The 25,568-nt window shown below is 42.3% G+C and carries 23 protein-coding genes; 18 read left to right on the top strand and 5 right to left on the bottom strand.

Features of this window, described 5'->3' with window-relative positions; translation table 11 throughout:
• Window positions 1-62: 62 nt before the first annotated feature.
• The 13 genes from BET10_RS01535 (at window position 63) to BET10_RS01475 (ending at window position 15,277) form a co-directional block, all read left to right on the top strand.
• On the top strand, window positions 63-464 hold the full coding sequence (locus BET10_RS01535) for a nuclear transport factor 2 family protein (protein ID WP_070983060.1): 402 nt from the start codon (window positions 63-65) through the stop codon (window positions 462-464).
• 73 nt (window positions 465-537) lie between these two features.
• Window positions 538-1,776: a sensor histidine kinase gene (locus BET10_RS01530; RefSeq protein WP_070983059.1), complete on the top strand. Its 1,239-nt coding sequence runs from the start codon at window positions 538-540 to the stop codon at window positions 1,774-1,776.
• Window positions 1,773-2,297, top strand: coding sequence for a response regulator transcription factor (locus BET10_RS01525; RefSeq protein ID WP_070983058.1), 525 nt, complete (start codon window positions 1,773-1,775; stop codon window positions 2,295-2,297). Before BET10_RS01530 ends, BET10_RS01525 begins: the two co-directional genes overlap by 4 nt.
• A gap of 115 nt (window positions 2,298-2,412) precedes the next feature.
• Window positions 2,413-2,817 carry a DUF1761 domain-containing protein gene (locus tag BET10_RS01520; protein WP_070983057.1) on the top strand — a complete coding sequence of 135 codons (405 nt, stop codon included), beginning with the start codon at window positions 2,413-2,415 and terminating at the stop codon, window positions 2,815-2,817.
• Window positions 2,818-2,820: 3 nt separating this feature from the next.
• Entirely contained in the window at window positions 2,821-3,072 is a 252-nt protein-coding gene (locus tag BET10_RS01515; protein ID WP_070983056.1) for a hypothetical protein, read from the top strand.
• A 160-nt stretch (window positions 3,073-3,232) separates the two neighbouring features.
• Window positions 3,233-3,493 (top strand): CBU_0592 family membrane protein, encoded by a 261-nt coding sequence (locus BET10_RS01510; RefSeq protein ID WP_070983101.1) that lies wholly within the window; start codon window positions 3,233-3,235, stop codon window positions 3,491-3,493.
• Window positions 3,494-3,626: 133 nt separating this feature from the next.
• The gene (locus BET10_RS01505) at window positions 3,627-5,639 is read left to right on the top strand and encodes a TonB-dependent receptor plug domain-containing protein (RefSeq protein WP_070983055.1); all 2,013 of its coding nucleotides are present in this window, start codon (window positions 3,627-3,629) and stop codon (window positions 5,637-5,639) included.
• A gap of 806 nt (window positions 5,640-6,445) precedes the next feature.
• A complete protein-coding gene (locus BET10_RS01500; protein WP_070983054.1) occupies window positions 6,446-8,635 on the top strand; it encodes a M4 family metallopeptidase in 2,190 nt (729 codons plus the stop codon).
• A 61-nt stretch (window positions 8,636-8,696) separates the two neighbouring features.
• Window positions 8,697-10,553, top strand: coding sequence for a M28 family metallopeptidase (locus BET10_RS01495; RefSeq protein WP_070983053.1), 1,857 nt, complete (start codon window positions 8,697-8,699; stop codon window positions 10,551-10,553).
• Between the two features lie 163 nt (window positions 10,554-10,716).
• Window positions 10,717-12,165, top strand: a complete 1,449-nt coding sequence (locus BET10_RS01490; RefSeq protein ID WP_070983052.1) for an SLC13 family permease — start codon at window positions 10,717-10,719, stop codon at window positions 12,163-12,165.
• Window positions 12,166-12,550: 385 nt separating this feature from the next.
• Window positions 12,551-12,949 (top strand): hypothetical protein, encoded by a 399-nt coding sequence (locus BET10_RS01485; RefSeq protein ID WP_070983051.1) that lies wholly within the window; start codon window positions 12,551-12,553, stop codon window positions 12,947-12,949.
• A 60-nt stretch (window positions 12,950-13,009) separates the two neighbouring features.
• Window positions 13,010-13,597 carry a DUF998 domain-containing protein gene (locus BET10_RS01480; protein ID WP_083330386.1) on the top strand — a complete coding sequence of 196 codons (588 nt, stop codon included), beginning with the start codon at window positions 13,010-13,012 and terminating at the stop codon, window positions 13,595-13,597.
• 276 nt (window positions 13,598-13,873) lie between these two features.
• On the top strand, window positions 13,874-15,277 hold the full coding sequence (locus tag BET10_RS01475) for a coniferyl aldehyde dehydrogenase (protein WP_070983050.1): 1,404 nt from the start codon (window positions 13,874-13,876) through the stop codon (window positions 15,275-15,277).
• Between the two features lie 37 nt (window positions 15,278-15,314).
• Here the strand turns inward: BET10_RS01475 and BET10_RS01470 are convergent, their stop codons facing one another.
• The 4 genes from BET10_RS01470 to BET10_RS01455 all read right to left on the bottom strand — a co-directional run bounded on the left by BET10_RS01470 (window position 15,315) and on the right by BET10_RS01455 (window position 18,099).
• Window positions 15,315-16,052 carry a tetratricopeptide repeat protein gene (locus BET10_RS01470; protein ID WP_070983049.1) on the bottom strand — a complete coding sequence of 246 codons (738 nt, stop codon included), beginning with the start codon at window positions 16,050-16,052 and terminating at the stop codon, window positions 15,315-15,317.
• A 211-nt stretch (window positions 16,053-16,263) separates the two neighbouring features.
• The gene (locus BET10_RS01465; protein WP_070983048.1) at window positions 16,264-16,932 is read right to left on the bottom strand and encodes a flavin reductase family protein; all 669 of its coding nucleotides are present in this window, start codon (window positions 16,930-16,932) and stop codon (window positions 16,264-16,266) included.
• Between the two features lie 32 nt (window positions 16,933-16,964).
• Window positions 16,965-17,723: an SDR family NAD(P)-dependent oxidoreductase gene (locus tag BET10_RS01460; protein WP_070983047.1), complete on the bottom strand. Its 759-nt coding sequence runs from the start codon at window positions 17,721-17,723 to the stop codon at window positions 16,965-16,967.
• Complete coding sequence (locus BET10_RS01455; RefSeq protein WP_070983046.1) at window positions 17,716-18,099, bottom strand: thiol-disulfide oxidoreductase DCC family protein; 384 nt, start codon at window positions 18,097-18,099, stop codon at window positions 17,716-17,718. The genes BET10_RS01460 and BET10_RS01455 overlap by 8 nt, the downstream gene beginning before the upstream one ends.
• 120 nt (window positions 18,100-18,219) lie before the next feature.
• Between BET10_RS01455 and ppc the strand changes: the two genes are divergently transcribed.
• The 3 genes from ppc to cdd all read left to right on the top strand — a co-directional run bounded on the left by ppc (window position 18,220) and on the right by cdd (window position 22,326).
• Window positions 18,220-20,853, top strand: a complete 2,634-nt coding sequence (gene ppc, locus BET10_RS01450; RefSeq protein ID WP_070983045.1) for a phosphoenolpyruvate carboxylase — start codon at window positions 18,220-18,222, stop codon at window positions 20,851-20,853.
• A gap of 193 nt (window positions 20,854-21,046) precedes the next feature.
• Window positions 21,047-21,415, top strand: a complete 369-nt coding sequence (locus BET10_RS01445) for a hypothetical protein (protein ID WP_070983044.1) — start codon at window positions 21,047-21,049, stop codon at window positions 21,413-21,415.
• Window positions 21,416-21,459: 44 nt separating this feature from the next.
• On the top strand, window positions 21,460-22,326 hold the full coding sequence (gene cdd / locus BET10_RS01440) for a cytidine deaminase (protein WP_070983043.1): 867 nt from the start codon (window positions 21,460-21,462) through the stop codon (window positions 22,324-22,326).
• 60 nt (window positions 22,327-22,386) lie between these two features.
• Here the strand turns inward: cdd and udp are convergent, their stop codons facing one another.
• A complete protein-coding gene (gene udp / locus BET10_RS01435) occupies window positions 22,387-23,139 on the bottom strand; it encodes a uridine phosphorylase (RefSeq protein ID WP_070983042.1) in 753 nt (250 codons plus the stop codon).
• A gap of 156 nt (window positions 23,140-23,295) precedes the next feature.
• Between udp and BET10_RS01430 the strand changes: the two genes are divergently transcribed.
• Together BET10_RS01430 and BET10_RS01425 are read left to right on the top strand one after the other, a co-directional pair.
• Window positions 23,296-24,075 (top strand): DUF2189 domain-containing protein, encoded by a 780-nt coding sequence (locus BET10_RS01430; RefSeq protein WP_070983041.1) that lies wholly within the window; start codon window positions 23,296-23,298, stop codon window positions 24,073-24,075.
• A gap of 308 nt (window positions 24,076-24,383) precedes the next feature.
• The gene (locus BET10_RS01425; RefSeq protein WP_070983040.1) at window positions 24,384-25,496 is read left to right on the top strand and encodes an arginase family protein; all 1,113 of its coding nucleotides are present in this window, start codon (window positions 24,384-24,386) and stop codon (window positions 25,494-25,496) included.
• The last annotated feature ends 72 nt before the right edge of the window (window positions 25,497-25,568 follow it).

Raw genomic sequence — 25,568 nt, 5'->3', positions numbered from 1 at the left:
GTCTTTAGAGTTTAGTCTAGACTAGACTCATAAATAAAGTAGAGATTGTTCCTCAGGGTATTATGTCTAATAAAATCAAAGCAGATTTGCTACAGCAACTCATAGAGCTAGAGCGTCAGTTATTGGAACCCAGCGTTCGACAGTCAAGCGAAATGCTCGCGCATTTACTCAGTGACGACTTTTATGAAATCTCTGCAAACGGTCTTATATTTAACAAAGCACATGTCATGTCGCGCTTACCTGATGAAAAAGTGCCCCAGTTTTACAATCAAGCATTTAATGGACGCATGTTGAGTGAAGGATTGGCACAGCTAAGTTACCAAGCGGCTTATCGGCGTAGTGTAAAATGTCAGCTAAATTATTCAGTGCGAATGTCTTTGTGGCGTTTAGAGCAACAAAGCTGGCGCTTAGTGTTTCATCAAGGCACGCCTTGTGGGGAGTTCATTTTACATTTAGACGATTAGATTTTTCTATTTGTACTTGTTATTTGAAGCAAAATCATTAGATTTACTCCTTTGCTTACGATGATATTCTCATATGATTGCTTTTTCCCCAAACTCAGCGATTGGTCGGTTGTTGCTACTGAGAACCATTGCCATAGTGGTACAACTGTTGATGGTTCTGTTAGGAACCTTTTTTTATTCTAAAAATATAGACATATTGCCAGCTTTATCTGTTATTTCGCTAGAATCACTCTTCCAGTTGGCGAGTGTGTATGCTTATCGTAAAACTCATGAGGCAGCCCACCTTGGTATGTTGTTGCAATTGTTGGCTGATATTGTTTTTTTAACGATGCTACTGTCCCTCTCAGGTGGAGCAAGCAATGCTTTTGTGTCGTTACTACTGCTACCAATCATGATTGCTGCGGTGATTTTACCAAGATATTATGTGCTAATTACCGCGTTTAGTGCGATTGTGAGTTACTGCTACCTGTTTTTTACACTTCCAGACCAACACCTTAACCATATGGATATGCATCAACACTTTTTGGGTATGTTGGTAAACTTTGTTTTTAGTGTGTTCGCTGTGGTGCTGGTGGTGATGGTACTGGCAAAACAACTGCAAATACGAGAGAAAAAACTAGCACAAGTTCGAGAAACGCAATTGAAAAATGAACAGATGATGGCATTGGGTGCCGCCGCAGCACAAGCAACACATCAATTGGCCACACCCATTGCTACATTACATCTATTGTTTGAAGAAGTGCAAGAATCAAATCCGGACCTGCTAGTTTGGGATGACATTGCGTTAGCATTAGAACAGTGCAAAGCACAGTTGAATAGTTTCAGAACACAAGCGGATTACCTGAAAAGCACAAAAGTTGAAAACGTAATACCAATTGAAGATATTTTGCAGGAACTTAATACATTAATTGTGTTGCAATACCCTGAACAACAGTTGGTTATCAATAACAATCATCATGATGCTGTCGTTTTGTTTGATCCGATGCTTATACCTGCGTTGCTATACATTATTGCTAATGCGGCACGCGCAAATGACCAGGCGGGTGATGATAAAATAACCATTCACAGTAGCGTAAAAAGTCAAAAATGGTATTTAAACATCATAGATAATGGTGCCGGTATTGAACCGCAACAACTATTAAAATTGGGGCACGAAATGGTGCAAAGTGATCATGGTTTGGGTATGGCGTTGTTGCTGTCAAATGCAACGTTAGAGCGTTTACATGGACATATGACCATAGAAAATAATCAACACAGAGGGACGACGACCCGCGTTGTACTTCCGCTGGCAAAGGGCAGTAAAAATACATGAAGTTGTTGATCATTGAAGATGACATTGCGTTTGCTAATGCGTTGGCACGTAGGCTTAAAAGATATAACTTTGACACACGAATAGTCAGCGCTGAGGTGGATATTCAGTCTCAATGCCAACAATGGTGTCCAGATTTTGTACTACTAGATATGAATCTCGATGGTGTATCAGGGCTTAATTTTATACCTATGATCCGCAAGTTACGGCCAAAGTGTCGGCTGGTTTTGCTGACAGGTTTTGCCAGTATCGCGACGGCGGTACAAGCGGTTAAGCTAGGTGCTGATGATTATTTGTCAAAGCCTGCTGATAGCACTTTAGTAGCACAAACCCTTTTAGGTCAAAAGCTTAGCACAACTTATGAGCCGAGTACCGAGCTAATGTCAGCGGACCGGCTTGAATGGGAGCATATTCAGCAAGCGTTAAAGGCAAACGATGGTAATGTGTCACAAACAGCGAGACAGTTGAATATGCACCGCAGAACATTACAGCGTAAACTTCAAAAGCGACCCGCTCATAAGTAATTAGTTTGTCAGGTCAAATTAAGCTGATCATCTATATTGTAAGTGCATACTGGCAATTTGCCCATTCGTGAATAGTTGCCTAAATTTAAACAATAATGTTAAGAAAGATGTTTTTATGTCAATGTTCGACTTGAACTATTGGGCGGTGTTACTGGCGGCGCTCTCTTCATTTATGCTTGGTGGAGCTTGGTATTCGCCATGGTTGTTTGGTCGACCATGGATGGAGGGTTGTGGTTTAACTGAGGTTGACCTACAACAGAGCGATCCAAAGTTGATTTATGGCGTTGCGTTTTTGTTGGCGTTGTTTGCAGCATTTTTTATGTCAGTATTGCTTGGACAAGATCCATTGCTAACGGATGCCATTGTATTGGGTGTGTTGGTAGGTGGGGGATTGGTGACAACGGCACTGGGCATTAGTTACATTTTTGAGCAGCGACCTTTGAAGCTGTTTTTAATTAATGGTGGATACTATACCTGCCAATTTGTTTTAATGGGGGCTGTTTTAAGTATTACTGGGTAGTAGATGGCAAAGCCAAATAAGAAAGGTCCTGTTCGTACGATAGATATATTTTGCGCTAACTGTTCTCAACCGCTTTTTAAATATAGAAAAGGTGGCAAAGGGGCGTTAGTAAAGTGTTTTGTAGAGCGTATCGTTAAAAATCATACTCGTGATAATCTTCACTGTCCTAACTGCGAACAAGAGTTTGCCCGCAGTACACTCATCCGAGGCACGCCTGCTTTAAAGTTCGTGGGTGGCAAAGTCAGGTTCAAATAAACAAGCGGACAAATATCCTGTCTCTGGATTATCGAGCTGATAATATTGGCGCGTTTGTGCTGTTTCAACGATTGAAAGTCACCCTTCCCATGGAGCGGGCCAGTGATGTTTGGGTGAAATATTGATGGCCAGTAATATGGCATTTTCTATGGACAAAAACATGATTGATATATTGTTTGATGTGATAGGTATGAGCGGAACAGGGTTAGTCGTTGGCGCATTTTTTATGCTGCAACTGGGTAAAGCTGCGCCTGAAAGCCTAACTTACAATCTTATGAACCTTTCTGGCGCAATCTTATTGCTGATCAGCTTGTGCTATAACTTTAACTTGGCAAGTTTTGTTATAGAGTTGTTCTGGATAGCCGCATCTATTATCGGATTGGTGAAATATTTCAAAGCCAAAGAAGCTATAGCCACATAATTTTCAATAAATTACATCTTAAAGCTTGCACAGCAGCCTATCATTTGTATTATTAATATGATGTGAAAGGTCGCTGTGCTGTTGTCAATTTGAACAATCTGGTTTCAGTCAGTGTACGTAGCTTGGCTGAATCATGATAAACTACCCACACAAATCGCTATCTCTGTTTTTTGCTTGGCTTTTGAGCGCTCCATTTCTGGCATATAGCTCTGAACAAGATCTATTTACGCTATCTTTTGAAGAATTGCTTGATGTAAATATTAATTTAGCGACAAAAACCGATGAAACCCGCGCTACGGTTCCGTCCAGCACCACTGTTTTCACTCGCCAGCAAATTGAACTACTTGGTGTAAATAATGTTTATGACTTGATGAATTATGTGCCCGGTTTTCAGTCAACTAGGGGAGATTGGGTCGGTGCTGTGCCAAAAGAGCATACTCGTGGTGTGTTTCTAGACAGTGGTAATGTATTAGTGATGCTCAATGGACAACGTCTAAATGAAGCATCATTTGGTAAAGCGTCGGTATACATGCCACATGTGTCTGTTGATATCATTGATAAAGTTGAATTTATTCGTGGGCCAGGCTCCGCACTGTACGGCAGCAATGCATTTCTAGGCGTGATGAATATTATTACTTTTCAACAGCGCAACCAAATGAGTATTGGCATTGGTGAACACGGTTACACGCAGGTCGCAGGCAGTTTTCACAAAACACTCTTTGAGCAGACATATGTGTATGGCAATGTTTCTTGGCAAGGCCAAGATGGCGAGAAGTACTCTCAAGGAGTCAGGGATCCACTTGCCAGCTACTTTTTAGAGTTTGGTGCAAAATGGCGCGAGTTCAACGTGTCTGTGTGGCATAACCAAACGCAGCTAAATGGCTTTGCTAACTTAGCTGGGTGGTCTGATGAAAACAAACATAAAAGCCAAAACACCGCACTTTCGATGACTTATCATTGGTTAGCAAACAATGACTGGGATATTAGCAGTACACTTAAACACATCGAACATGATATCTATTCAGCCGGGTTAATAGCCTCAGGTGAAGAGCTTGGGTTAGTACACGACTTTTTCGTTGGGCCGTCGTGGCAATCCAAAGATCTAGCGCTTAACCTTGATATTGCTTATCGCTTGAATGCATCTACATCTTTTAATATGGGTGTGGAATACTCCGAAGAAGAGCAGTCAGAAGCGGGGATCAATACCAGTTACTATGATTTTTCACGTGGTGATGTGTTTATTGACGAGCCATTTTATCAAAATGGCACTATTACGGTGAAACCTCATGAGCCGTTTAATAGTTTATTACAATCATTTGACTCAACAGCAGCTTACGCGCAAGTTAAGCATATTTTCAGTGATGACTTAACACTATTCGTCGGGGCGCGATATGATGATGTTAAAGACATTGATAGTAAGCTATCCCCGCGAGTTGCTGCGATATATAAGCTCTCACCAAGTAATACTTTAAAATTGCAATACGGTGAGTCTTTTCGTACTCCTGTTAGCAATGAGTTGAATTCTAATGATGACGTAACAGTTGGTAATCCCAACCTTACTTCAGAGTATGTGAAAACCACCGAGCTAGTTTGGCACACTAAAAAATCAGATTGGGAATTGGATATTGTATTGTTTGACAATCAATTGAAAGATTTTATTAATTTAGTGCCAATTCGTGGAATGGCTTCGCCCAACGAGCAAAGACGCTTTACATTCATGAATACATTTAATACCAATATGCAAGGGTATGAATTAAATACAAAGTTAAATGTATCAGATACAACATGGCTCGAGGTGGGCTATACACACTTGTTTGATGAGCCATTCAGCCCAAGTTTTAAACGCTTTGCGAGCCTATCTTTCACCCATAACATGGAACCTTTTCAACTCAGCATTAACACTATTTGGCGAGATAGCGTGTTTGTGCCCAGTCCTGAGCCTGATGTTATTGACCACGTAGACCAGAGCGCTTATAACTTGGTTGGAGCCGTGCTTTCGTGGCGTTTAGGAGATAACCGCTCGCTTTCAATCAAAGCGCAAAATCTGTTTGATAAACACTACATTGTTTTTGAGCCTCGTATGCTGGATGGTAAAATTCAAGGCGCTGGGCGTCGTATTCAACTCCAATATTTGCAAAAGTTTTAGAGCTAGTAAGCTAAAAGAGTAAGTCAGGGATCTGTGTAACCCCTCAGTAGTAGAAATACTTGCTAAATCGGCGTCAGCATATTACTGCATGTCATTAGCAACCCTTCGTAGTCAATGAAATTGCCAACCTTTACATGCACTTCCTTAATTTTCGAAGCGTTTGTTCCATTGCTAGAGCAAGTCTCTAAAGCAGCAATACTGTTTTAAAACAACAAACCACAATTTGAGTCTGACGTTTAGGTACCTGAGTGGGTTTGTATGACAATGAAAATAAATAATTATGACATCTCAATGCTAAGCACGTTAGGGGAGTGAACGCACTTTTCTAGCGGTTTTGCACAAGTAATGAGCAAGTTTGCGGATGGGTGTTGTTCATGCTTTACGAGAGTCTGAGCATTTAGTGAATTTGTAAACGAATAAATCGACCAACTTTAGCTGCTAGCTTTAATTAACATACATAATCCATTCTTTAATATTTCACCTTTTGACTAACTGAGACCCTTGCCAACACTTTTCAAAGTTTTATGTATCACAGTTGTTAATATTTGTAACTTCATCTTTACGTTTTTACCCAAAAAATCACGATAAGATTTTTAGGTGCTTCATAACTGTATGTTTTTTAAATTTATATTTTTTATTTCTGAAGTGTTTATTTTTTGTTAAATTGATTGCTTTTTTTTTGTTCACTCGTCTACTCTGGATAAGGTGGTGAAACAGCACCACTGAAATCAAAGCTTGAATAAGAAGCTTGAATAAAAGTCAGGAACCTGACGGATACAACATAAACAACAAATTGGAGCGTAAACGTGAAATTATCACATATCACTTTAGCCACACTCTCAGCGCTAGCATTAGCGCAAGCAGGTACAGCATCGGCTGCAAGCAAGCAGTTTCTAAATCAAAATACAAATGTCCTCAATGTCGTCAATTCTCAAGCGGCTGGTGTATTGTCATCTCAGCCTGCACAGGTACTAGGCTTGGGCAACGACAGTGAACTGATACTGCTTAAAGAGTTTAAACAATCCAATGGCGGTGTAACACGTCGTTACCAACAGATGTATAAAGGTATTCCCGTTGTTGGTGATACAGTGATTTTATCATTTGATAAAAATGAGCAGTTAAAATTTGCACACGGTGCTGCGGTATATAATATCGCTGCTGACGTACCATCTGTTACACCAATGCTTGATAAAGCGATGGCAATGGCAAGTGCTGAGCAAGCGCACGGTATAGCGGCTGTGAATGCACAGGGTAAAAAGCTTGAAAAGCACAACGAGTCTTCAAAGTTAGTTGTATGGGTTGATCCTAAAAGTCAAAACGCACACTTAGCGTATGAAATCGAATACGTTGTTTATGGTGACAGCCCATCTCGCCCATATCAAATTGTGGACGCTAACACGGGTGAGGTTTTATTAAGCTATGAAAACCTGCAACACGCTGATGCAACAGGCCCAGGTGGTAATGCCAAAACGGGTAAATACATGTATGGAACAGACTTTGGCTATTTAGATGTGGCTCAATCTGGCAGCACATGTACGATGAACAACGCAAATGTTAAAACTATCAACCTTAATCATGGCTCTTCAGGGTCAACGGCTTATAGCTTTACATGCCCAGAGAATACACATAAAGAAATTAATGGTGCGTACTCTCCTTTAAATGACGCACATTACTTCGGCAATGTTGTGTTTAACATGTACAACGACTGGCTAAATACAGCTCCGTTGTCATTCCAACTTAAGATGCGTGTTCACTACGGTAACAGTTACGAGAACGCATTCTGGGATGGTAGCGCTATGACCTTTGGTGATGGTAAAGATAGATTCTATCCTTTGGTTAGCTTAGATGTTTCGGCGCACGAAGTCAGCCATGGTTTCACAGAGCAAAACTCAGGCCTTGTATACAGTGGTAAGTCGGGCGGTCTAAATGAAGCTTTCTCTGATATGTCAGGTGAGGCTGCTGAGTTTTACATGAAGGGTACAAACGATTGGTTAGTTGGCCAAGAAATTTTCAAAGCCAATGGCGCGCTTCGTTACATGAACAATCCAACTCAGGATGGTCGTTCGATTGATCATCAATCTGATTACAGCTCAGGTATGGATGTTCACCACAGTTCAGGTGTATTCAACAAAGCGTTTTATAATCTAGCAACTACGACAGGTTGGGATACTAAAAAAGCTTTCTTAGTGATGGCAAGAGCTAACCAGATGTACTGGAGTGCGAGCACGAACTGGGATCTAGCAGGTAATGGTGCGATTGATGCGGCTTGTGACTTAGGTTTTAATACTGACGACGTAAAAGCAGCACTTGCTGCTGTGGGTGTAAACTCAGATGCAAGCTCAGGTAGTGATTGTGGTGGACCTGTTACCGATGAAGAAATCTTCAACGGCGTACCTCGCACTGGCATTTCAGGCGCTTCAAAAGAACAGCAGTTCTTTGTTATGAATGTACCTGCAGGTGCATCGAATCTACAGTTTGCAACTTCTGGTGGCACAGGAGACGCTGACTTGTATGTGAAGTTTGGCTCACGTCCTTCATTAAATACTTATGACTGTAAGAGCACTAGCTCTACCTCAACTGAAACTTGTGCTATCAGTGCGGCCCAAGAAGGTACTTACTTCGTCATGGTAGAAGCTTGGAACCAAATCTCAGGCGTTACCCTAACAGGTAGCTATGGTGATGGTGAGGGTCCAACGCCAATCAATCGTACAGAGTCTGATATTTCGGTTGCTCGTAGCGATTGGGCGCGTTATACCCAAGAGCTAACAGCTGGTTACTCATCGTTAGAAGTAACTATCTCAGGTGGTACGGGCGATGCTGACTTGTATGTAAACTTCGGTTCTGAGTCAACAACCTCAACTTACCAATGTCGTCCTTATAAAAATGGCAACGAAGAGACTTGTACTATTACCAACCCACAAGCGGGCACTTGGCACATTGACCTACGTGGCTACTACGCTGCAAGCGGTGTTACGCTGAATATCAAAGCAAATTAATCTACAAAGTGACACAGGGGGCTTCGGCTCCCTTTTTTATGCAACTGTAAAGGAAATAAACATGAAAACCGCATTGAAACTGCCCTTTATTGGCGCCAGCATTTTTGCAAGCTTTGTAGGGATGGCTGAGCAGCCAAACGACAATGTATGGGTGACAATAGGTCCACAAGCAGCTGGACATTTTCAGTTAAAAAGCATGCTTGATGGAGATACAGTAAAAAAATATGCCACCGAATTAAGCACGGTAAATTTGATGCAGGTTAACTTAAATAAAGTTAACGAGCTAAGTACTTTCATGCATGATAACTACCATCGCTGTGGTGGCTTTGTTGCTCATGAATCATATGACGAAGCACAACAATATCTAAAACAATTGTCTTTGGTCGATCAAGGCTTAGTGAGCGCACAAACCGTTGCTTACAGTATTGATAACCCTGATCGTGTGAACGCGATGCTAGGGCAAATCACAGCCAACAACTTAACCAACACGGTTAATACTATGAGTGCGTTTCATAACCGTTATTACACGCAACAAACCGGTGTTGATGCTGCCCAGTGGCTAAAAGACCATTGGCAACAACTTAGTGCTTCACGCAGCGATATTAGCGTAGATTACTACGCGCACAGTTGGTCTCAGTCTTCTGTTGTGGTAACCATTCCCGGTAGTGAAAAAGCAGATGAAATCGTTGTAATTGGTGGCCACTTGGATTCAATTAACTCTTCAAGCCCAAGCTCAGGTAGAGCACCCGGTGCAGATGACAATGCGTCGGGTATTGCCGTATTAACAGAAGCACTGCGGGCGGTGGTTGCGACTGACTTTAAACCAAAACGTACCATTCAGATCATGGGCTTTGCTGCTGAAGAAGTGGGCCTGAGAGGTTCTAAAGCGATAGCTCAAGCTTACAAATCACAAAATAAAAATGTTGTAGGCATGGTGCAATTTGATATGACGGGCCGAAATGGTAGCGTACAAGACATCGTTATGATGACCGACTACACCAACAGTGCGCAAAACCAATTTCTAGGCCAACTAATAGATACATATTTGCCTGCAATTAGTTATGGCTACGACCAATGTGGTTATGGTTGTTCTGACCATGCCTCTTGGTACCAACAAGGCTATGCTGCCTCGATGCCATTTGAATCATCCATGTCAGACGTCAACCGTAAAATACACACTATTAATGACACGGAGTTCGATTCCACTCATGCGAGTAAATTTGCAAAACTTGCCGTTACCTATTTAGCTGAATTAGCCAAAGACGCGGGTAGTGTTGACCCAGAGCCGGACAATAAGCTAGAAAACGGTGTTGCTAAAACAGGCATCTCAGGCGCTGCTAAAGCACAGATGTTTTATACCTTAGAAGTACCTGAAAATAGCAGTAACTTAAATTTTGTGACAGCAGGTGGCACAGGTGATGCGGACTTGTATGTGAAGTTTGCCTCGCAACCGACGTTAAATAGCTATGATTGCAAGAGCACGACCTCCAGCAGCAACGAGCGTTGTGATATCAGTAATGCTCAGGTGGGTACTTATCACGTGATGGTGGAAGCTTGGAATGAAATTAGCGGTGTAAGCCTCACTGGCAGTTATCAAACCAATGGCGATGGTCCAACACCAATTAACCGCGAAGAAGCAAACCTAAGCGTTAACCGCGGTAGCTGGTTGAACTTTGAACAAGCACTGGATGCAGGCTATTCGAATCTGACGGTAAGTATTTCTGGTGGCTCAGGTGACGCTGACCTGTATGTGAAACACAATGGTCAGGTTTCCGATACGGTGTATGACTGCCGACCATACAAAAATGGTAATTCAGAGTCATGTAGTTTTGATGCACCAGCCTCAGGCACTTGGTACATAGGTATTAAAGGTTATAGCGCCAGTAGTGGTGTAACGCTCACAATTAGTGCTCAGTAGCGCTGCATTACATTGCACAATAAATACGGGCAGAAACACCGCCCGTATTTTTCTCTAACGATTTATTCACTTTTAGGCTTGTTGTCAGCTACTTGCTCCTTCATACTTTGTCCAAAATGTGCTTATACACTAGCGCCAAGAAAAAGTAGTTGGCTATCCTTTTATGACAGAAATAAAAAATAATAACTTTAATATCAATATATTGTTGCTCTGGCTTGCACCAGCCTTGTTTTTAATCACTTGTATCACACAACCTCCTACGGGATTGAGTCCACAAGCGTGGAGTACGGCGGGGTTGGCGATTTGGCTGGCGATTTGGTGGGTGAGTGAAGTAGTTCCCATTCCTGTGACTTCTTTAGTGCCTATCTTAGCGGTGCCATTAGCTGGGATCAACGATATCAAAGCGGCAACCAGTCTCTATGCCCACCCACTTATATTTTTGTTTTTAGGTGGGTTTTTGATTTCTATCGCGATGGAAAAATGGCAATTACATAAACGAATTGCGCTGCACACTATGCTGCGTTGTGGCAACAATGCTCGGGTGCAAATCTTAGCAATGATGCTAGTGAGTGGCTTTTTATCTATGTGGATCAACAACACGGCAACCACCTTGATGATGCTACCCATCGCGCTCTCTGTTATCCATGTTCTTCAGGAAAATAAAAGCAATTGTGATAACTACGGTAAAGCTCTGTTATTAGCAATCGCTTATAGCGCCAGTATCGGTGGGGTAGGTACATTAATAGGTACCGCGCCTAATGCGTTGATGGCGGCATATTTGTGGGAAAGCTATCAGATAAAAATTGGCTTTGCACAATGGATGGCTTTCGCCGCGCCTTTTAGCGTGCTTATGATAGTGCTGTCATGGTATTGGCTGACGCGCTTTGCATTTAAGATAAAAGTAACCTCAAGCGACGTTGATTTAGCGCAGTTGTTTGCTAAGCAGTTAGATTCTTTGGGCAAAATGTCTGTTGCTGAAAAAAACGTGTTTGCGGTATTCGTTTTCGCCGCGGCTAGTTGGATCTTACGTCCTTACTTGGCTCAATGGACGGGGTTGAATATCACGGATACTGGGATAGCTATCGCCGCCTCATTGTTACTATTTGTATTGCCCTCAGGCTCCAAGGGGCAAAAAATCATGGATTGGCAATCAGCAAATCAGCTGCCTTGGGGAATTTTACTCCTGTTTGGTGGCGGATTGACGCTAGCATCGCAAATTAAGAGCTCTGGTTTGGCCGATTATGTTGCAAACTCATTGGCTGGCGCCTCTGCGGTTCCTCTTATTATCGGCGTGCTGTTGGTTGCCGCCCTAATCTGTTTCTTAACCGAGCTTACCAGCAATACGGCAACAGCAGCAGGGTTTTTACCCTTGTTAGGCCCCATTGCGGAACAAATAGCAGGTACACCATTAATTTGGGTGATCCCGGCCGCCATCGCCGCCAGTTGCGCATTTATGATGCCCGTTGCAACTCCACCCAATGCGATTGTATTTGGCTCCGGTGAGATCAAAATTAGAGAAATGATCAAAGCGGGCTTTGCTATGAATATTTTAGCAATTGTACTTATCACCGCGCTTACCATGACATGTGGTGCATGGCTGTTTGGTTACTGAGTCAACCATATGTGCTTCACATAGCTACTTTTTGCCGTTATATATCAAAGAGTTTCTAAGCTCGCTGCCTAAAGCAAGCTTAGGCTTCGCGGCCTAGTTGCTATGTAGAGAGGTTGAACCTGTGGAGGCGGGTATGAGCGAACCAGCCGACATTCAAAGTATTGACGTAAACACAATCAAGTCTCGTTATGTAATGTTATTCATTCTCAATTAAGTAAATTGTCGGTTATAGGGTAGTCTAAACAATTGTAATTGCTTGTAGCTATGTGTAAGTTATTAATAATTAGATTATTAAGAATCGTATTATGATAATTTCGGCAAGAGATATATTGAGTGTTAACAAGAATTCTCGATAATATGCTGTTATGTGCCACGGAATGTTTGAATGATATTAGCTCTATTTGGTTTAGGTATGTTTGCTCTGGGTGGCATCATGCTCGTGAAGCCAATCGCTTTTGCAAATGGCATTTCAGAGTTCAGCAGTAAATCTTGGTTCCACAACTTTGAAATAGCTAGTCGTCTTATTGTTGGGCTATTATTCATTTGGCAGTCAAAATATTCTGCATATCCAGTGTTATTTTTGGTGCTGGGTATCATTCTTTGCTTTGTTAGTATCATTCTTTGCTTTGTTAGTATCTTTTTAGTTTTAGTCGGCTCTAAGCAGCACAAACGATTTGCAATATTAACATCCAAAATTGGTGTTTGGTTTCGTCCATTAGGTGTTTTCGCGCTTTCGGCTGGCTGTGTACTAATGTATCTTGGCTTTTTGGGGGAAGGCGTATAACAAACGCCAAAAGCAAAGGACGCAATACGCTTAGATACCTTTAGAAATTTGGAGAACTCATTGAATAAAAATAACTTATTAGCAGTCAAACAAGCGATGTTTATCCCTGTATTCGCTTTTTACAACATATTCGTTGGGCTATTGGTATCAGGTTATAGTGTTGTATCTCAACATATTAGTGAACTAGCTTTGGAAGCTCAGTTTTTTGCTTACTCTCATAGACTTGCTGATGTGTTAATTGGCTTATCTATGTGCCTATTCGCAATAGCTTGTCTTTCGATTGCTAGAGCCAAATTTACTTTTTTAACCATGTTTTCATTTGGCATAACATGGATTTTTGCTGGTATATTTATATTAGGTAGTCCATTGCATGACCTGTATGGTCTAACAACGATATTAATAGTAGTTCCTGTTTTATTTGCCTTAGAAATGCGTGAATATTATTCCTCAAAAAACTTCCAAAATTTCTGTGTTTTAATAACATTAATTCATATTGTTTTCTTCTGGTTCTTTAGTTATGGATTCATGCCTATTGAGTATAAAGGAGTTACGCAACGAATTTGGGTTGCAATTACTCTTGTATGGTACGGGTTAGCTGCCTACCAAGTTGTATCGGTAGCTAACAAAAAAATAAACAAGGGCACGTAACAGTTGGCTGCGTTCCGCTTCGCTACACATTTTAGCCAAGCTTTATCAGCCCCTTAGTTGGGCGTTACGAAGGCCTACTTCTGACACATATCCTATATCTAAAACAATAAAAGTAATCACATCATGTACTAAAACGAGCTAGTTGTAGGTTTACATCTGAAAACCGCGCACCGTATAACGCCTCACCTTTGTGTGTATGGTCATATAAAGTGAATATATTGCGTTCTTTTGAGCGCTTGTTATAGTGGTCTAATCACTAATATGGATATATAGCATATGCAAGTAGAGTCATTATCAGAGCTAAATAAACAACTTATGTCACTGCAGGCTGGTTTTTTGCAAGAGCCCTACAAGAGCTATCAAGCAAGGTGTGAGTTGTTAAACACACTTAGGCGTCGTGTTGTTGATAACAGTGACGCCTTGGTTGCGGCCGCTGATAAAGACTTTAATGGCAGGACTGAGTTTGATTCCATTTTTGGAGATGTAATTCCAACTCTGAGTGTGTTTGACTACATTTTAAAACACCTAAAAAGATGGATGAAGCCTGACAAAAGGCAAGCCGGCTTTTTGCTGTGGCCGTCAAAAGCACATGTGCAATATGCGCCAAAAGGCGTTGTGGGTGTCATTGCGCCATGGAACTACCCAATACAGCTTGCATTAACGCCAGTCATTACGGCATTGGCTGCTGGCAATAAAGTGATGCTAAAGCTCAGTGAGTTTACACCTAATGTAAATCAGGTCATTAGAAACATATTTGCTGACATACAAGAGCATTGCATTGTTGTTGAAGGAGATCACCACGTCGCTGCGGCATTTTCAAAATTGAAGTTCGATCATCTATTTTTTACAGGTGCCAGTGAAATAGGCAAGAAGGTTATGGCTGCAGCCGCTGAAAACTTGGTGCCTGTGACATTAGAACTTGGTGGTAAATCGCCGGTGATTGTGGCTGATGACGCAGATATTGCCCACACAGCAAGAAGCATATTGTTTGGTAAGTTACTCAATGCGGGGCAAATATGTGTAGCACCCGATTATGTCATGGTTACAAAGCAATGTGCACAGCCGCTGATTAATGAATTAAAGGCGTGTTACCAAGCCTACTATCCTGATCAGGAAAATGACTCAAAGATAACCAGCATCATCAATGAAAAGCAATTCAGTCGTCTGCATCAGGTGTTAAATGATGCACAAGAAAAGGCTGCGACTATATGGCCGCCAATTAAGACGCAGTATCAGCCTCAAAGGATGGGGTTACATTTAATCACAGACGTCAAAGAAGATATGGCCGTGATGCAAAATGAGATATTTGGGCCTCTCTTACCGATTGTGATTGTAGATAATATTGATGCCGCTTTGCGAAAAGTGGAGCTGGGTGAGCGGCCACTGGCAACATACCTGTTCAGCAATGATGACAACTTAATAGATAGGGCGAACAAAACCATACGTACTGGCTCTCTTGCAATCAATGAGGTTGTTCTTCAGGTTACCGTTGAAGATTTACCTTTTGGTGGAGTAGGGAACTCTGGTATGGGTCAATATCATGCAAAAGAAGGGTTCTTGACTGTGAGCCACGCGAAAAGCATTTTGCATAGCGATAGAAAAACTCAGCTACGAACCAAGCTTATGGTGAAGCAATCTAAGATACTGATTAATTTAGTTAAAAAGTTGATGCTTAAATAGTTAGTCAATGGGCAAAGCCATTGACTAACGTTTAATTCTAGTAAGCAGCTTTACGGGGCCTTGCTTCTGGGATGTACTTACGTTCTTGAATTTTATAGTAAATATCAGTGGCTTTTTCAGTCGCTCGCTCAATTTGTGAAGGAGATAACTGTTGCTCATCCAACTGTCGGCTTTTGGCCGCTTGACGGCTGCCGTTATATTCAGCAACTGTATTCCAAATATAAGACTTTTCAATATTTTTGCTAACCCCAAGCCCTTGATAATACATCAAGGCTAAATTGAACTGGGCAAGGGTATAATTGCTGGCTGCGGCTTTTTCATACCAGTCCATCGCAGTGTGATAATCTTTAATGACACCATCACCGTTGGTATACATAACGCCTAAATTAAATTGTGCTGCCGCTAAGTTCTTTTTAGCTGCACGGGTATAGAGTTCGACAGCCTTTTGCTTATCTTGTTTTACCCCTTCGCCATTTTCATACATAACAGCTAAGTCAAACATGGCATCGGCGACACCGGTATTGACCGCATCTTGCAGTAGCTGCGCTGCTTTGCGAAGGTCTTTAGGAACCCCATGGCCACCTTGGTACATTTTGGCCAACTCGTAAATACCTGGACCATAGCCCATATCTGCTAGGTATCGAAATTCCTTAAGCGCTACCTCAAACTGACCACTGTTAGCGGCTTCGATCCCTGATTCTAGGCTTGCACTACAGGGTGCTGTCCAAGCTAACATGCCGATACATACGGCGAGTCTCACTCTTGAATACCACATGTTATGCCTCCTGAATATTTCATAATGCTGGTTGTATTCAGAATACCAAAACTCTATAAAAGTTTGGATCACCATAATACAAACAAAGTAATATATTGGACCACTAATCGTAAGCTAAGTGCAAGTAAAGATTAAAACCTTAGCTGTTAAATCATGGCTTCTGGGCGCATTTGGTATTTTATTAGCCATATTACTAATAATAAACTTTGTATCAAGGTTCTTTTTGATCTTTAACTTTGGGCGGTATCGTGATGTGTGATAGGGGTTTATCACATTTTGCATAGCTTAAACGCGTAATAGCGCTCGTGCTGTGATATCTATCTAGCCCACTGAGCGCTACGGTATTTAAACGTTCTAAATCCACAAAGCCATCATCACAGTATGCAAGGTCGTCTTCTAAGTAAATATCTGTGATTTGACCTATTACTAGTTCTGTTTGGTTCAACTCAATGGTTTGAGTGCTCATAAGTTTTACCGCTATTTTTAGTTTGCTTTGCAAAACAAAGGGCGCTTTACATGAACCTTTGTATTGAGCCTGCAAGCCAACGGCATCAAACTCAGAAATATGCTTGTCGTAACGAGCGGAGGTTTGGTGTGCTTGTTCAATTATTTCATTATGTACATGATTGATAGTATAAACACCTGTCTCAATTATATTTTCTAGTGTATGCCTAGGCACAGAATGGGGACGAATGATCATACCTATCAGTGGCGGATTCGCACCAATATGGAACACAGAACTGACAATGGATAGATTTTCTTGCCCACGCTTATCAGCAGTACCGATGAGGTTTGCGCTTTTAAAGCCACTCAGTGAGTTAATTAAATTTACACGGGTTAACTTGTCTAGATTATCGATATCGGTTGAACAAATATGCATAAACTTTCCTGTAAGAATCGAGAGAACCACTTTTACCAATTAATCGCTTTACCTTGCCAGTCAATGTAGTCAACTTGGCCATTGATAACTCGTTGGGCGAGCAAATCGCTTAATTGCCCAGCTACAAATTGTGGGTCGAACAACTTGCCGTTAGGGACATTTTTTTGAAAGGGTTTAGACAGAGGGGTGTCGGTTGTACCCGGATGAAAAAGTACACATTTACAATGTTTAGCACGACGAGCCAGCTCAATAGCGAAGGTTTTTACCGCCATGTTTAACGCAGCTTTGCTCGCGCGATAACCATACCAGCCTCCGACTGAATTATCATCAATACTGGCAACTCGCGCACTGAGACAAGTGAGCACACATTTGCTGGAGTGGCCCAAGTGTTCACCAATATATTTAAGCCAAAGCAGTGGGGTGATGGTGTTCACTTGAAATAGCCACTGCAAATAGTCACTGTGAATGTCTTCCAAGCGTTTTTCTGGTTTGAAGTGGGCATTATGAAGCTGGCCATTGAAAATAGTGACGCTTTGAGCATTGGTAATTTGGGCTGCAATGGTTTTGACGGTTTTGGTAATTTCAACTGGCGAGTTATCGCAAACGATATGCTCATGAAACGCCTTAAAAGATTCGCTTTGGCATGCGTCATCATATTCGCTTAGATCTTCCAGCGCGCTTCGACTAATCGTGATGATAGGATGCTGTGGATAGCGTTTATGTTGCTCGCTTATAAATGCTTTGGCAATAGCACTGCTTGCGCCAATAATGATGATTGCAGAGTTAGTCATTGAGATCACACCTTTGATTCTGACAGCGGTTTGGTAATAACAGATGAGACAAACGCATACGATTTCTGGCAAAAAGCCAGTAACAGCCATCGGCAATCCAACGTATGGGCCGAATACGCAACACTTTAAGCCAGCGATGTTTGCCAACGATTTTCCAGGCTTGATATGTCGCATCTAGGCCCAGAAAAATCTGTCCATCATCGCTTTGCGCATGCAATATGCGTAGCGCTTTGCATTTATCTATGTGTGGATAGTGAGTTGCAAAATTTTCGTCATGCAAGTCAATTAGCATGATTTTTTTGTGGTGATCGAACTGGTGTAGTTTCTTCATTTCAGCGACGCACAATGGACACCGACCATCATAAAATATTTTCATATCAAATCGTTGACTAACTTTGTTAGAGTAACTTACGTTAAAAACGAACAAACAGATCGCTCGTAAATCGAATTAATCTCGGTATAGTGAGTAGTATAAAATATCGACAAAGGATGCATCATGACTGAGCAATATCAAACATTACGTACAAATGTCAGTATGTTGGGGGAGTTGCTAGGAAAAACTATCAAGCAAGCCCAAGGCCAAGAAGTGCTCGATAAGGTTGAGCAAATCCGTAAGCTTTCAAAATCATCTCGCAGTGGCAACGAGCAAGATAGAGCCTTACTTATCGAAACTTTACACGCACTTACCGATGAAGAATTATTGCCTGTTGCGCGTGCCTTTAACCACTTTTTGAATCTTGCGAATGTCGCTGAGCAATTCCATACCATTTCGAAACAAGGCGCACCGCAAGGGGCACTGAGTGCGTTGAAGCACACGCTAAGCGAACTTAAAGTGCAACTTGATAATGGTAAACTTAACCTCAATGAGGTGGCGGATGCGGTTGCCAATTTGAAAATGGATCTTGTGCTTACAGCCCATCCGACGGAGGTAACAAGGCGCACCATTATCAGTAAACATGTTGAATTGAGTGAGTGTTTAGAGGCCTTAGAACTGCACGAGCTTGACGAACATCACAAGGACTATTTGTACAATAGAATAGAACAACTGATCAGTCAGGCGTGGCATACCAATGACATTCGAGACAAGCGACCAACCCCTCTCGATGAAGCAAAATGGGGTTTTGCTGTTATTGAAAACAGCCTGTGGCATGCCGTACCTTTGTTTATCAGGCAATTTCATCGTTATAGCAATGAAATTCTTGAGCTTAATTTGCCACAAGACTTTTCTCCTGTTTCTTTCACATCGTGGATGGGAGGAGACAGAGATGGCAATCCTTTTGTGACCGCTCAAATTACCCAAACGGTTCTAGACCATGGACGCTGGATGGCGCTTGATTTGTACTACAGAGATTTAGATAAACTCAGTGCCGAACTCTCAATGCACTGCGCAAGCGATGAATTGAAAGAGCAAGTGGGCTCACATAATGAGCCATATCGATACTTACTCAAAATTCTCAAAGCGCAAGTGAGCGAAACCATCGCAGCATTGGAGCATAAAATCAAACAGGAGCCGAGTAAAAAGCAAGACAAAATAACTCATGTATCACAATTAAAAGCACCGCTGGAGCTTATCTACCGCTCATTGACGCAGGTGAACATGGGAGTGATAGCCAATGGCCTGCTGCTAGATGTTTTGCGCCGTCTCAATTGTTTTGGCATAAATCTGTGTAAGTTAGACATAAGACAAGATTCTGCTCGCCATACTGAAGTCTTCAGTGAACTCACCGGTTACTTGGGCTTGGGCAAGTATGCGGATTGGTCAGAGCAAGACAAACAGGCGTTTTTACTTGCTGAACTTAACTCTCGACGCCCCTTGCTTCCAAAACATTGGCGCCCAAGTAGTAATGTGCAAGAAGTGCTAGATACCTTTGAGGTTATTGCCAATCAAGATGCGCAGGCGCTGGGTATCTACATTATTTCTATGGCGCAAAATGCATCTGATGTATTGGCGGTTGAATTACTATTACAAGAAAGTGGTTGTAAGTTCAAAATGCCTGTTGCGCCGTTGTTTGAAACATTAGATGACCTTAATCGCAGCGCGGAAGTGATGACTCAGCTGTTTGCGCAATCATGGTATCGTCAACACATTAACCGTAAACAGTTTGTTATGATTGGCTACTCAGACTCCGCCAAAGATGCTGGAATGATGGCAGCAGGATGGGCGCAGTACAGCGCCATGGAAAAACTGGTGGAACTGTGCGATAAGCAAGACATTGAGCTGAATTTGTTCCATGGACGTGGTGGTACAATTGGTCGCGGTGGGGCGCCTGCCGCACAAGCGCTTCGTTCCCAGCCGCCAGGCTCGCTTAAAAATGGGCTACGGGTAACAGAACAAGGTGAAATGATCCGCTTTAAGTTTGGTTTGCCAAAAGTGGCCGCCCAAAGCTTGGCGATATATAGTAGTGCCATTATTGAAAGTAACCTTTTACCACCACCACAACCTGAGGTGAGTTGGAAAGAGGTTATGGCGCTAATTACAGAGGCATCTTGCGCGCATTATCGCAGTATCGTACGCGAAGATCCGCAGTTTGTACCGTATTTCAGAATGGCAACACCTGAGGTTGAACTGGCCAAGCTACCACTTGGGTCAAGACCTGCTAAGCGTAACCCGCAAGGTGGTGTGGAAAGCCTCAGAGCGATCCCTTGGATCTTTGCTTGGAGTCAAAACCGTTTGATGTTGCCAGCGTGGCTAGGGGCATTACAAGGTTTACAAGCAGCGGTGGATCGCTATGGAGAACAAACGCTAAAACATATGAGCACACAATGGCCATTTTTCAGAACTCGTCTAGAAATGTTGGAAATGGTATTTTGCAAAGCGGATAGCTGGCTTAGTGAACATTACGAGCAGGGGCTTGTGGATGATGAATTAAAGCCTCTTGGCCAAAAGCTTAGAAATGAACTTGAGCAAGTGCGGGACTTGGTACAAAGACTCGCCCCAGATTCAACGTTGCTATCAGCTCAACCATGGATAAAAGAGTCTATTGCATTGCGCAACCCTTATACCGACCCACTTAATGTATTACAAGTGGAGTTGCTAAATCGAGCTCGAACAGGTCACAGCGCAGACATAGACAATGCACTGATGATCACAATGACTGGCATAGCCGCAGGTATGCGTAACACGGGCTAATCACAAATAATTAACGGTCATTGACAAAAGGGTGAGGTAAAACTCACCCTTTTGGGTTGTCTATTTGGGTTTTTATCGTTTTTTATGGTTAATTTATTGACATTGTATCTAGCTAACATAAAATCGTTCACTGGTTATACCAGATGGCTTTTTTATTGCTCCGACGCAGGGGCATTTTTTGACTAGAGGTTCAATGTCTACTCTTTCTACCAGTATCACTTACGATGATACGACGTCTTTGATCTTGATGACGCTACGTGGCCGCGTTAATGCAGAGGACGTGGTGAATGTCTATCAAATAGCGAACGATTATGCAAAAGTGCATAACAGCTCGAAGATTCTAATTGACTTAAGTGACGTAGAGCATTGCTTTGCGGCGATAGATATTGTTGACTTTATGCCGAAAGTTGCCCATTACCTGCGTGATTTCACAGTTGCTCGAGTCGTTGGCTTCGAAGGCTATATGCATGACTTATTTTTGCAAAAAGCAAGGCGCTACAACGTTAATGCAGAAAATTTTGAGTGCTTTAAATCTGCAAAGCAATGGTTGTGTAATTTGTAGAATCTGCTTAAACTGTGCTGCCATTAATCAATCATGTTTTAATAATGGCAGTATTTAATCCGCAACAATTAAAAAAACTAGAACAGCAAGCAAAACGCAATCGCGGTCACTTTTCTCACGCACAACTGAATGAGCTACAAGCGCAACTCAGTTGTGATCTAGATACACTTCTAAAAGCTTTATTACCTGTGGCTGCTACCTTTTCTCAGGCTCCTATTTCACATTTTAACGTTGGAGCAGTTGCTTATGATAAGACAACTGGAGGTGCGTACTTGGGAGCAAACTTAGAGTTTTCTCATCAGGCATTAAGTTTGGTGGTACACGCTGAACAATCAGCAATAAATAATGCTTGGCTAAATGGTGCCAATGAGATCAGTCGTATGGCCATCAGTGATGCCCCATGTGGCTATTGCCGACAGTTTATGAATGAACTAGATAAGTGTGCAGAACTTGCCATCATGTTGCCAACCTTGAATACCAGCTTGAAAGAATTATTGCCCAGTGCTTTTGGTCCACAAGATTTAGACAACTCCCAGCGTTTACTAGCAAGCACTCAAAGCAATATTAAAAGCTTGTCTCATGAAATTAGTGATACGCTTAAAACACATCTACAAAACGCGTATGCGCCGTATACAGGCAATTTATCAGCGGTAGAAATAAGCACGCAATCCCACGGACAATTTTACGGTCGCTATGCGGAGAATGCGGCCTATAGTCCAAGTTTGTCTCCTATGCAGGGGGCATTGAGTCAACTCGCCTTAGCCGGATTAAAGCTTGATGAGGTAGCGATAAACGCGATTACTCTAGTCGAGACCAAGGGATATGAGAATCAGCAAGCTGTGGCTGATGCAGTATTGAAAAGCTATGCTACGGATGCGGCGTTGCTGCACGTACTGGCGGAAATGGAGTGAGATTAGATGTTCAGTCGCCTCAGGCTTTATAAGTGATTGAGGCGACTGTGGCGCGCTAAGTTATAGTAACAACTCAGCCGCTTTGATAACCACTGCTACAGAGTCATTCTCAACTTTAGCATGGTCGACCGTTGGAATTTCTTGACGGGTTCGATTAACTAGCACACCTGCCACACAGGCAGCCTTGAGTCCTAACGCCGCACACATGGTAAATAAAGTCGCAGACTCCATCTCATAATTCATAACATTGAGGTTTTGCCACTCTTGGCAACTTCCCTGAAAGGCTTTACTCACATAGCCTGAGTAGGTATCGTAACGCTCCTGACCAGGATAAAATGTATCGCTTGAAGCCGTAATGCCGATATGATGGTCAACGCCCAGCTCAATACACGCGTTAACCATAGCCTGTGTACAATGAAAATCAGAAACAGCTGGGTAGCTCAAAGGTGCAAAGTGTTGGCTGGCACCGTCCAATCTTACAGACGCAGTGCTAACTAGCACATCACCTTCATTAATATGTGGTTGAATGGCACCAGTTGTTCCTACTCGCAAGAATGTCCGAACCCCAAGTTGAGCCAGTTCCTCAACGGCAATAGAGGTAGAAGGTCCACCAATACCTGTTGAGCAAATCACCACTGACTGACCACGCAGCGTTGCCAAGTACACATGAAACTCACGTGTTTGTGCTAAACAGATAGGATCGCTTAGTTTGTGAGCTATGCGTTTAGCTCTCTCAGGATCGCCTGGTACAATGGCTAAAGTCGCACCGTTAAGTGCTTGTTTGTTTAGCCCTAAATGAAATACCTTGTCCATAGTAAACCTTATTTTTGTATAAAGCGTAATGTTTGTTATTAACAGCATTAAAGTACAGGACAGATGTCCGATTTAGCTTATGTGCCTACTCGCTTACTTGCAACTTTATTGCTCATCTTCTAAACCTAAAGTGTAGCAATAATAAGAGGAACCACTATGCCTACATCAGCACCGATTGATAAACATACGGAATTTGCGCGTTGTTTTGAAAGTAATAAAATAAGTACATTTTCTCCCTTTCATTGGCTGGCTCTAGCGTTAAAAGATATTGCCAGAGCGCCGGTGCTAAGTTTAATTTACGGGCTAATATTTACCCTAATACCCGCCACTATAATGTGGCTTGTGTATCAATCTGGTACGCACCTTGTGATACTACCTGCGGTTGTAGCATTTGCATTGATAGGCCCAGCTTTCGCTGCGGGTTTGTATGATGTAGCGTGGGAGCTAGAAAAAGGCCATACGCCTACCTTTACTCACAGCCTAAAATCTATGTTTAGAAACCCAGCGGGCGAATGGGGCTTTGCTGTACTTTTGATGGTGATTATGATCGTCTGGATGCGACTTGCCGCACTTATCCATGCCTTATATCCGAATGTAACAAACCCTACCTTTGAACAACTGTCAGCGTTTCTAACGCTTGGCACTTTGGTTGGGGGCATATTAATGGTATCTGTATTTGCTATTTCGGCATTTACGCCACAAATTATGATGGAGCGCAGAGTCGATATCATGACCGCGGTGGTTACTTCAATTCATGCGGTAAAATCTAACGTGGGTGCAATGCTTGTGTGGTGTGGCATTATCGTGACGTTAGTCTTGGTCGGATTTTTAACCGGCACTGCCGGCTTTATCGTGATTATGCCGTTGTTGAGTTATGCCAGTTGGCACGGTTATATTGCAATTATCAAAACTAAAAAACCAAGAGGGTATGAGTAACCCTTAACTATTCATCTGTAGTGAATATAAAACCACGGTCGCAAAATTTAGGTTTTGGACCGTGGTTGACTTTGTTCATAACGATGTTATACCTCCTGCAAGTTCACATTATTCATTGCGTTTTATCATTTATTGAGAAAATGTAATCTGCTTAATGCTTTGTTTTATATGGCTTTAATTAATTCATGAAAGTAAAGCTAAATTTGGCACAATGCACCAAAACGGGCAATCATCGAAGTCAGTCATAATATTCGTCAAAGCAGCTAAACGCATGAATATGCAAGAATCGTTATCTTAGGAGGTTTTAAATGACAATTACAAAGCAACAATTCCAACAGAAACTCGAACACTGTTTATGTCCTCCTGGGGACGGCGTATTTACCGTTAATACAGCAAAAGAAAGAAAGGACGCGTTAAGAACTAAACTATATGGTCAAACAGACGGTGTCGATGCTCTTTGGAAAGAGTCTTTAACCACACTAGAGAACAGCGAATACAAAGCGGCGATTTTGGGCATTAGCTCTGACTGTGGTGGGGGTATTTTGCGTGGGGCCAACTGGGGACCGTTATTTTTGCGCTCAACACTCATCGAGCAACACCCTCACATCAATGCTTTTGATTTAGGTGATGTGCGTGTTATTCCGCATTTGCTTCACGATAAGTATCTGAATGAAGCGACAATCAGCAACTGTCAAAAAGCACTTTATCAAGACGCTAGCAGCGATTACTACGTCTCTCCGTTGTCGATTACCGAAGATGTCTGTGATGGCTTTTATCAACAGCACCCTGACAAAGGTATCTTTGGTATTGGTGGGGATCATTCAATAAGCTATCCGTTGACCAAATCTTATCTAAAAGCCAAAAGAGATGCGGGGAAGCGTACTGCTATTATTCATTTTGATGCGCATACGGATTTATTGGTAGAGCGCTTGGGCATTGATTTGTGTTTTGGTTCTTGGTGTACACATATACTAGAGTACCTTCCTGCGCCCCACCATTTGATCCAGTTTGGCATACGTTCAAGCGGTAAAGATAAGTTACACTGGGAGTCTACCTTTGGAGTGAAACAACACTGGGCGCATGAAATTCGTGAACAGGGAGCCGATGCGATAGTACAGCAAGTGATTGCCCAGCTTAAAGTCGATAAAGTAGATGAGCTATATGTGAGCTTTGATATTGATGCACTTGATGAAGAGTTTGCTGCTGCTACTGGCACGCCTGAGGGGAATGGTATGACCCCAGATGAAGCGATGACTATTTTACGTGCGCTGCGTGCTGAGTTTCCTATAACAGGCGCTGATATGATGGAAATTGCGCCATTTACAGATAGCTCGTTAGTTGGTCAGTCTAGCTCTGAGACTACGTTGCGTGAAGGCGCTAAGATATCCGCATTTCTAATTGATGCAATCAACAACGCTTGATAATTCATTCTCGCATTTTGAACAGGTAGTGATTTAAGCATTACCTGTTCCAAACAGCTACATTCCTTAGCC

This window comes from Pseudoalteromonas amylolytica (genome assembly GCF_001854605.1).
Taxonomy (GTDB): Bacteria; Pseudomonadota; Gammaproteobacteria; order Enterobacterales; family Alteromonadaceae; genus Pseudoalteromonas; species Pseudoalteromonas amylolytica.
Note: the sequence above shows the minus strand (reverse complement) of the source record. Positions and strands in the feature narration are given on the sequence as shown.

Coding starts and splice junctions, on each gene's coding strand:
- BET10_RS01525 (WP_070983058.1), top strand. CDS start 1,773: ATGAAGTTGTTGATCATTGAAGATGACATTGCGTTTGCTAATGCGTTG.
- BET10_RS01470 (WP_070983049.1), bottom strand. CDS start 16,052: ATGTGGTATTCAAGAGTGAGACTCGCCGTATGTATCGGCATGTTAGCT.
- BET10_RS01510 (WP_070983101.1), top strand. CDS start 3,233: ATGATTGATATATTGTTTGATGTGATAGGTATGAGCGGAACAGGGTTA.
- BET10_RS01530 (WP_070983059.1), top strand. CDS start 538: ATGATTGCTTTTTCCCCAAACTCAGCGATTGGTCGGTTGTTGCTACTG.
- BET10_RS01485 (WP_070983051.1), top strand. CDS start 12,551: ATGATATTAGCTCTATTTGGTTTAGGTATGTTTGCTCTGGGTGGCATC.
- BET10_RS01460 (WP_070983047.1), bottom strand. CDS start 17,723: ATGACTAACTCTGCAATCATCATTATTGGCGCAAGCAGTGCTATTGCC.
- BET10_RS01505 (WP_070983055.1), top strand. CDS start 3,627: ATGATAAACTACCCACACAAATCGCTATCTCTGTTTTTTGCTTGGCTT.
- BET10_RS01445 (WP_070983044.1), top strand. CDS start 21,047: ATGTCTACTCTTTCTACCAGTATCACTTACGATGATACGACGTCTTTG.
- BET10_RS01490 (WP_070983052.1), top strand. CDS start 10,717: ATGACAGAAATAAAAAATAATAACTTTAATATCAATATATTGTTGCTC.
- BET10_RS01515 (WP_070983056.1), top strand. CDS start 2,821: ATGGCAAAGCCAAATAAGAAAGGTCCTGTTCGTACGATAGATATATTT.
- BET10_RS01535 (WP_070983060.1), top strand. CDS start 63: ATGTCTAATAAAATCAAAGCAGATTTGCTACAGCAACTCATAGAGCTA.
- BET10_RS01465 (WP_070983048.1), bottom strand. CDS start 16,932: ATGCATATTTGTTCAACCGATATCGATAATCTAGACAAGTTAACCCGT.
- udp (WP_070983042.1), bottom strand. CDS start 23,139: ATGGACAAGGTATTTCATTTAGGGCTAAACAAACAAGCACTTAACGGT.
- BET10_RS01475 (WP_070983050.1), top strand. CDS start 13,874: ATGCAAGTAGAGTCATTATCAGAGCTAAATAAACAACTTATGTCACTG.
- BET10_RS01430 (WP_070983041.1), top strand. CDS start 23,296: ATGCCTACATCAGCACCGATTGATAAACATACGGAATTTGCGCGTTGT.
- BET10_RS01495 (WP_070983053.1), top strand. CDS start 8,697: ATGAAAACCGCATTGAAACTGCCCTTTATTGGCGCCAGCATTTTTGCA.
- cdd (WP_070983043.1), top strand. CDS start 21,460: ATGGCAGTATTTAATCCGCAACAATTAAAAAAACTAGAACAGCAAGCA.
- BET10_RS01455 (WP_070983046.1), bottom strand. CDS start 18,099: ATGAAAATATTTTATGATGGTCGGTGTCCATTGTGCGTCGCTGAAATG.
- BET10_RS01425 (WP_070983040.1), top strand. CDS start 24,384: ATGACAATTACAAAGCAACAATTCCAACAGAAACTCGAACACTGTTTA.
- BET10_RS01520 (WP_070983057.1), top strand. CDS start 2,413: ATGTCAATGTTCGACTTGAACTATTGGGCGGTGTTACTGGCGGCGCTC.
- ppc (WP_070983045.1), top strand. CDS start 18,220: ATGACTGAGCAATATCAAACATTACGTACAAATGTCAGTATGTTGGGG.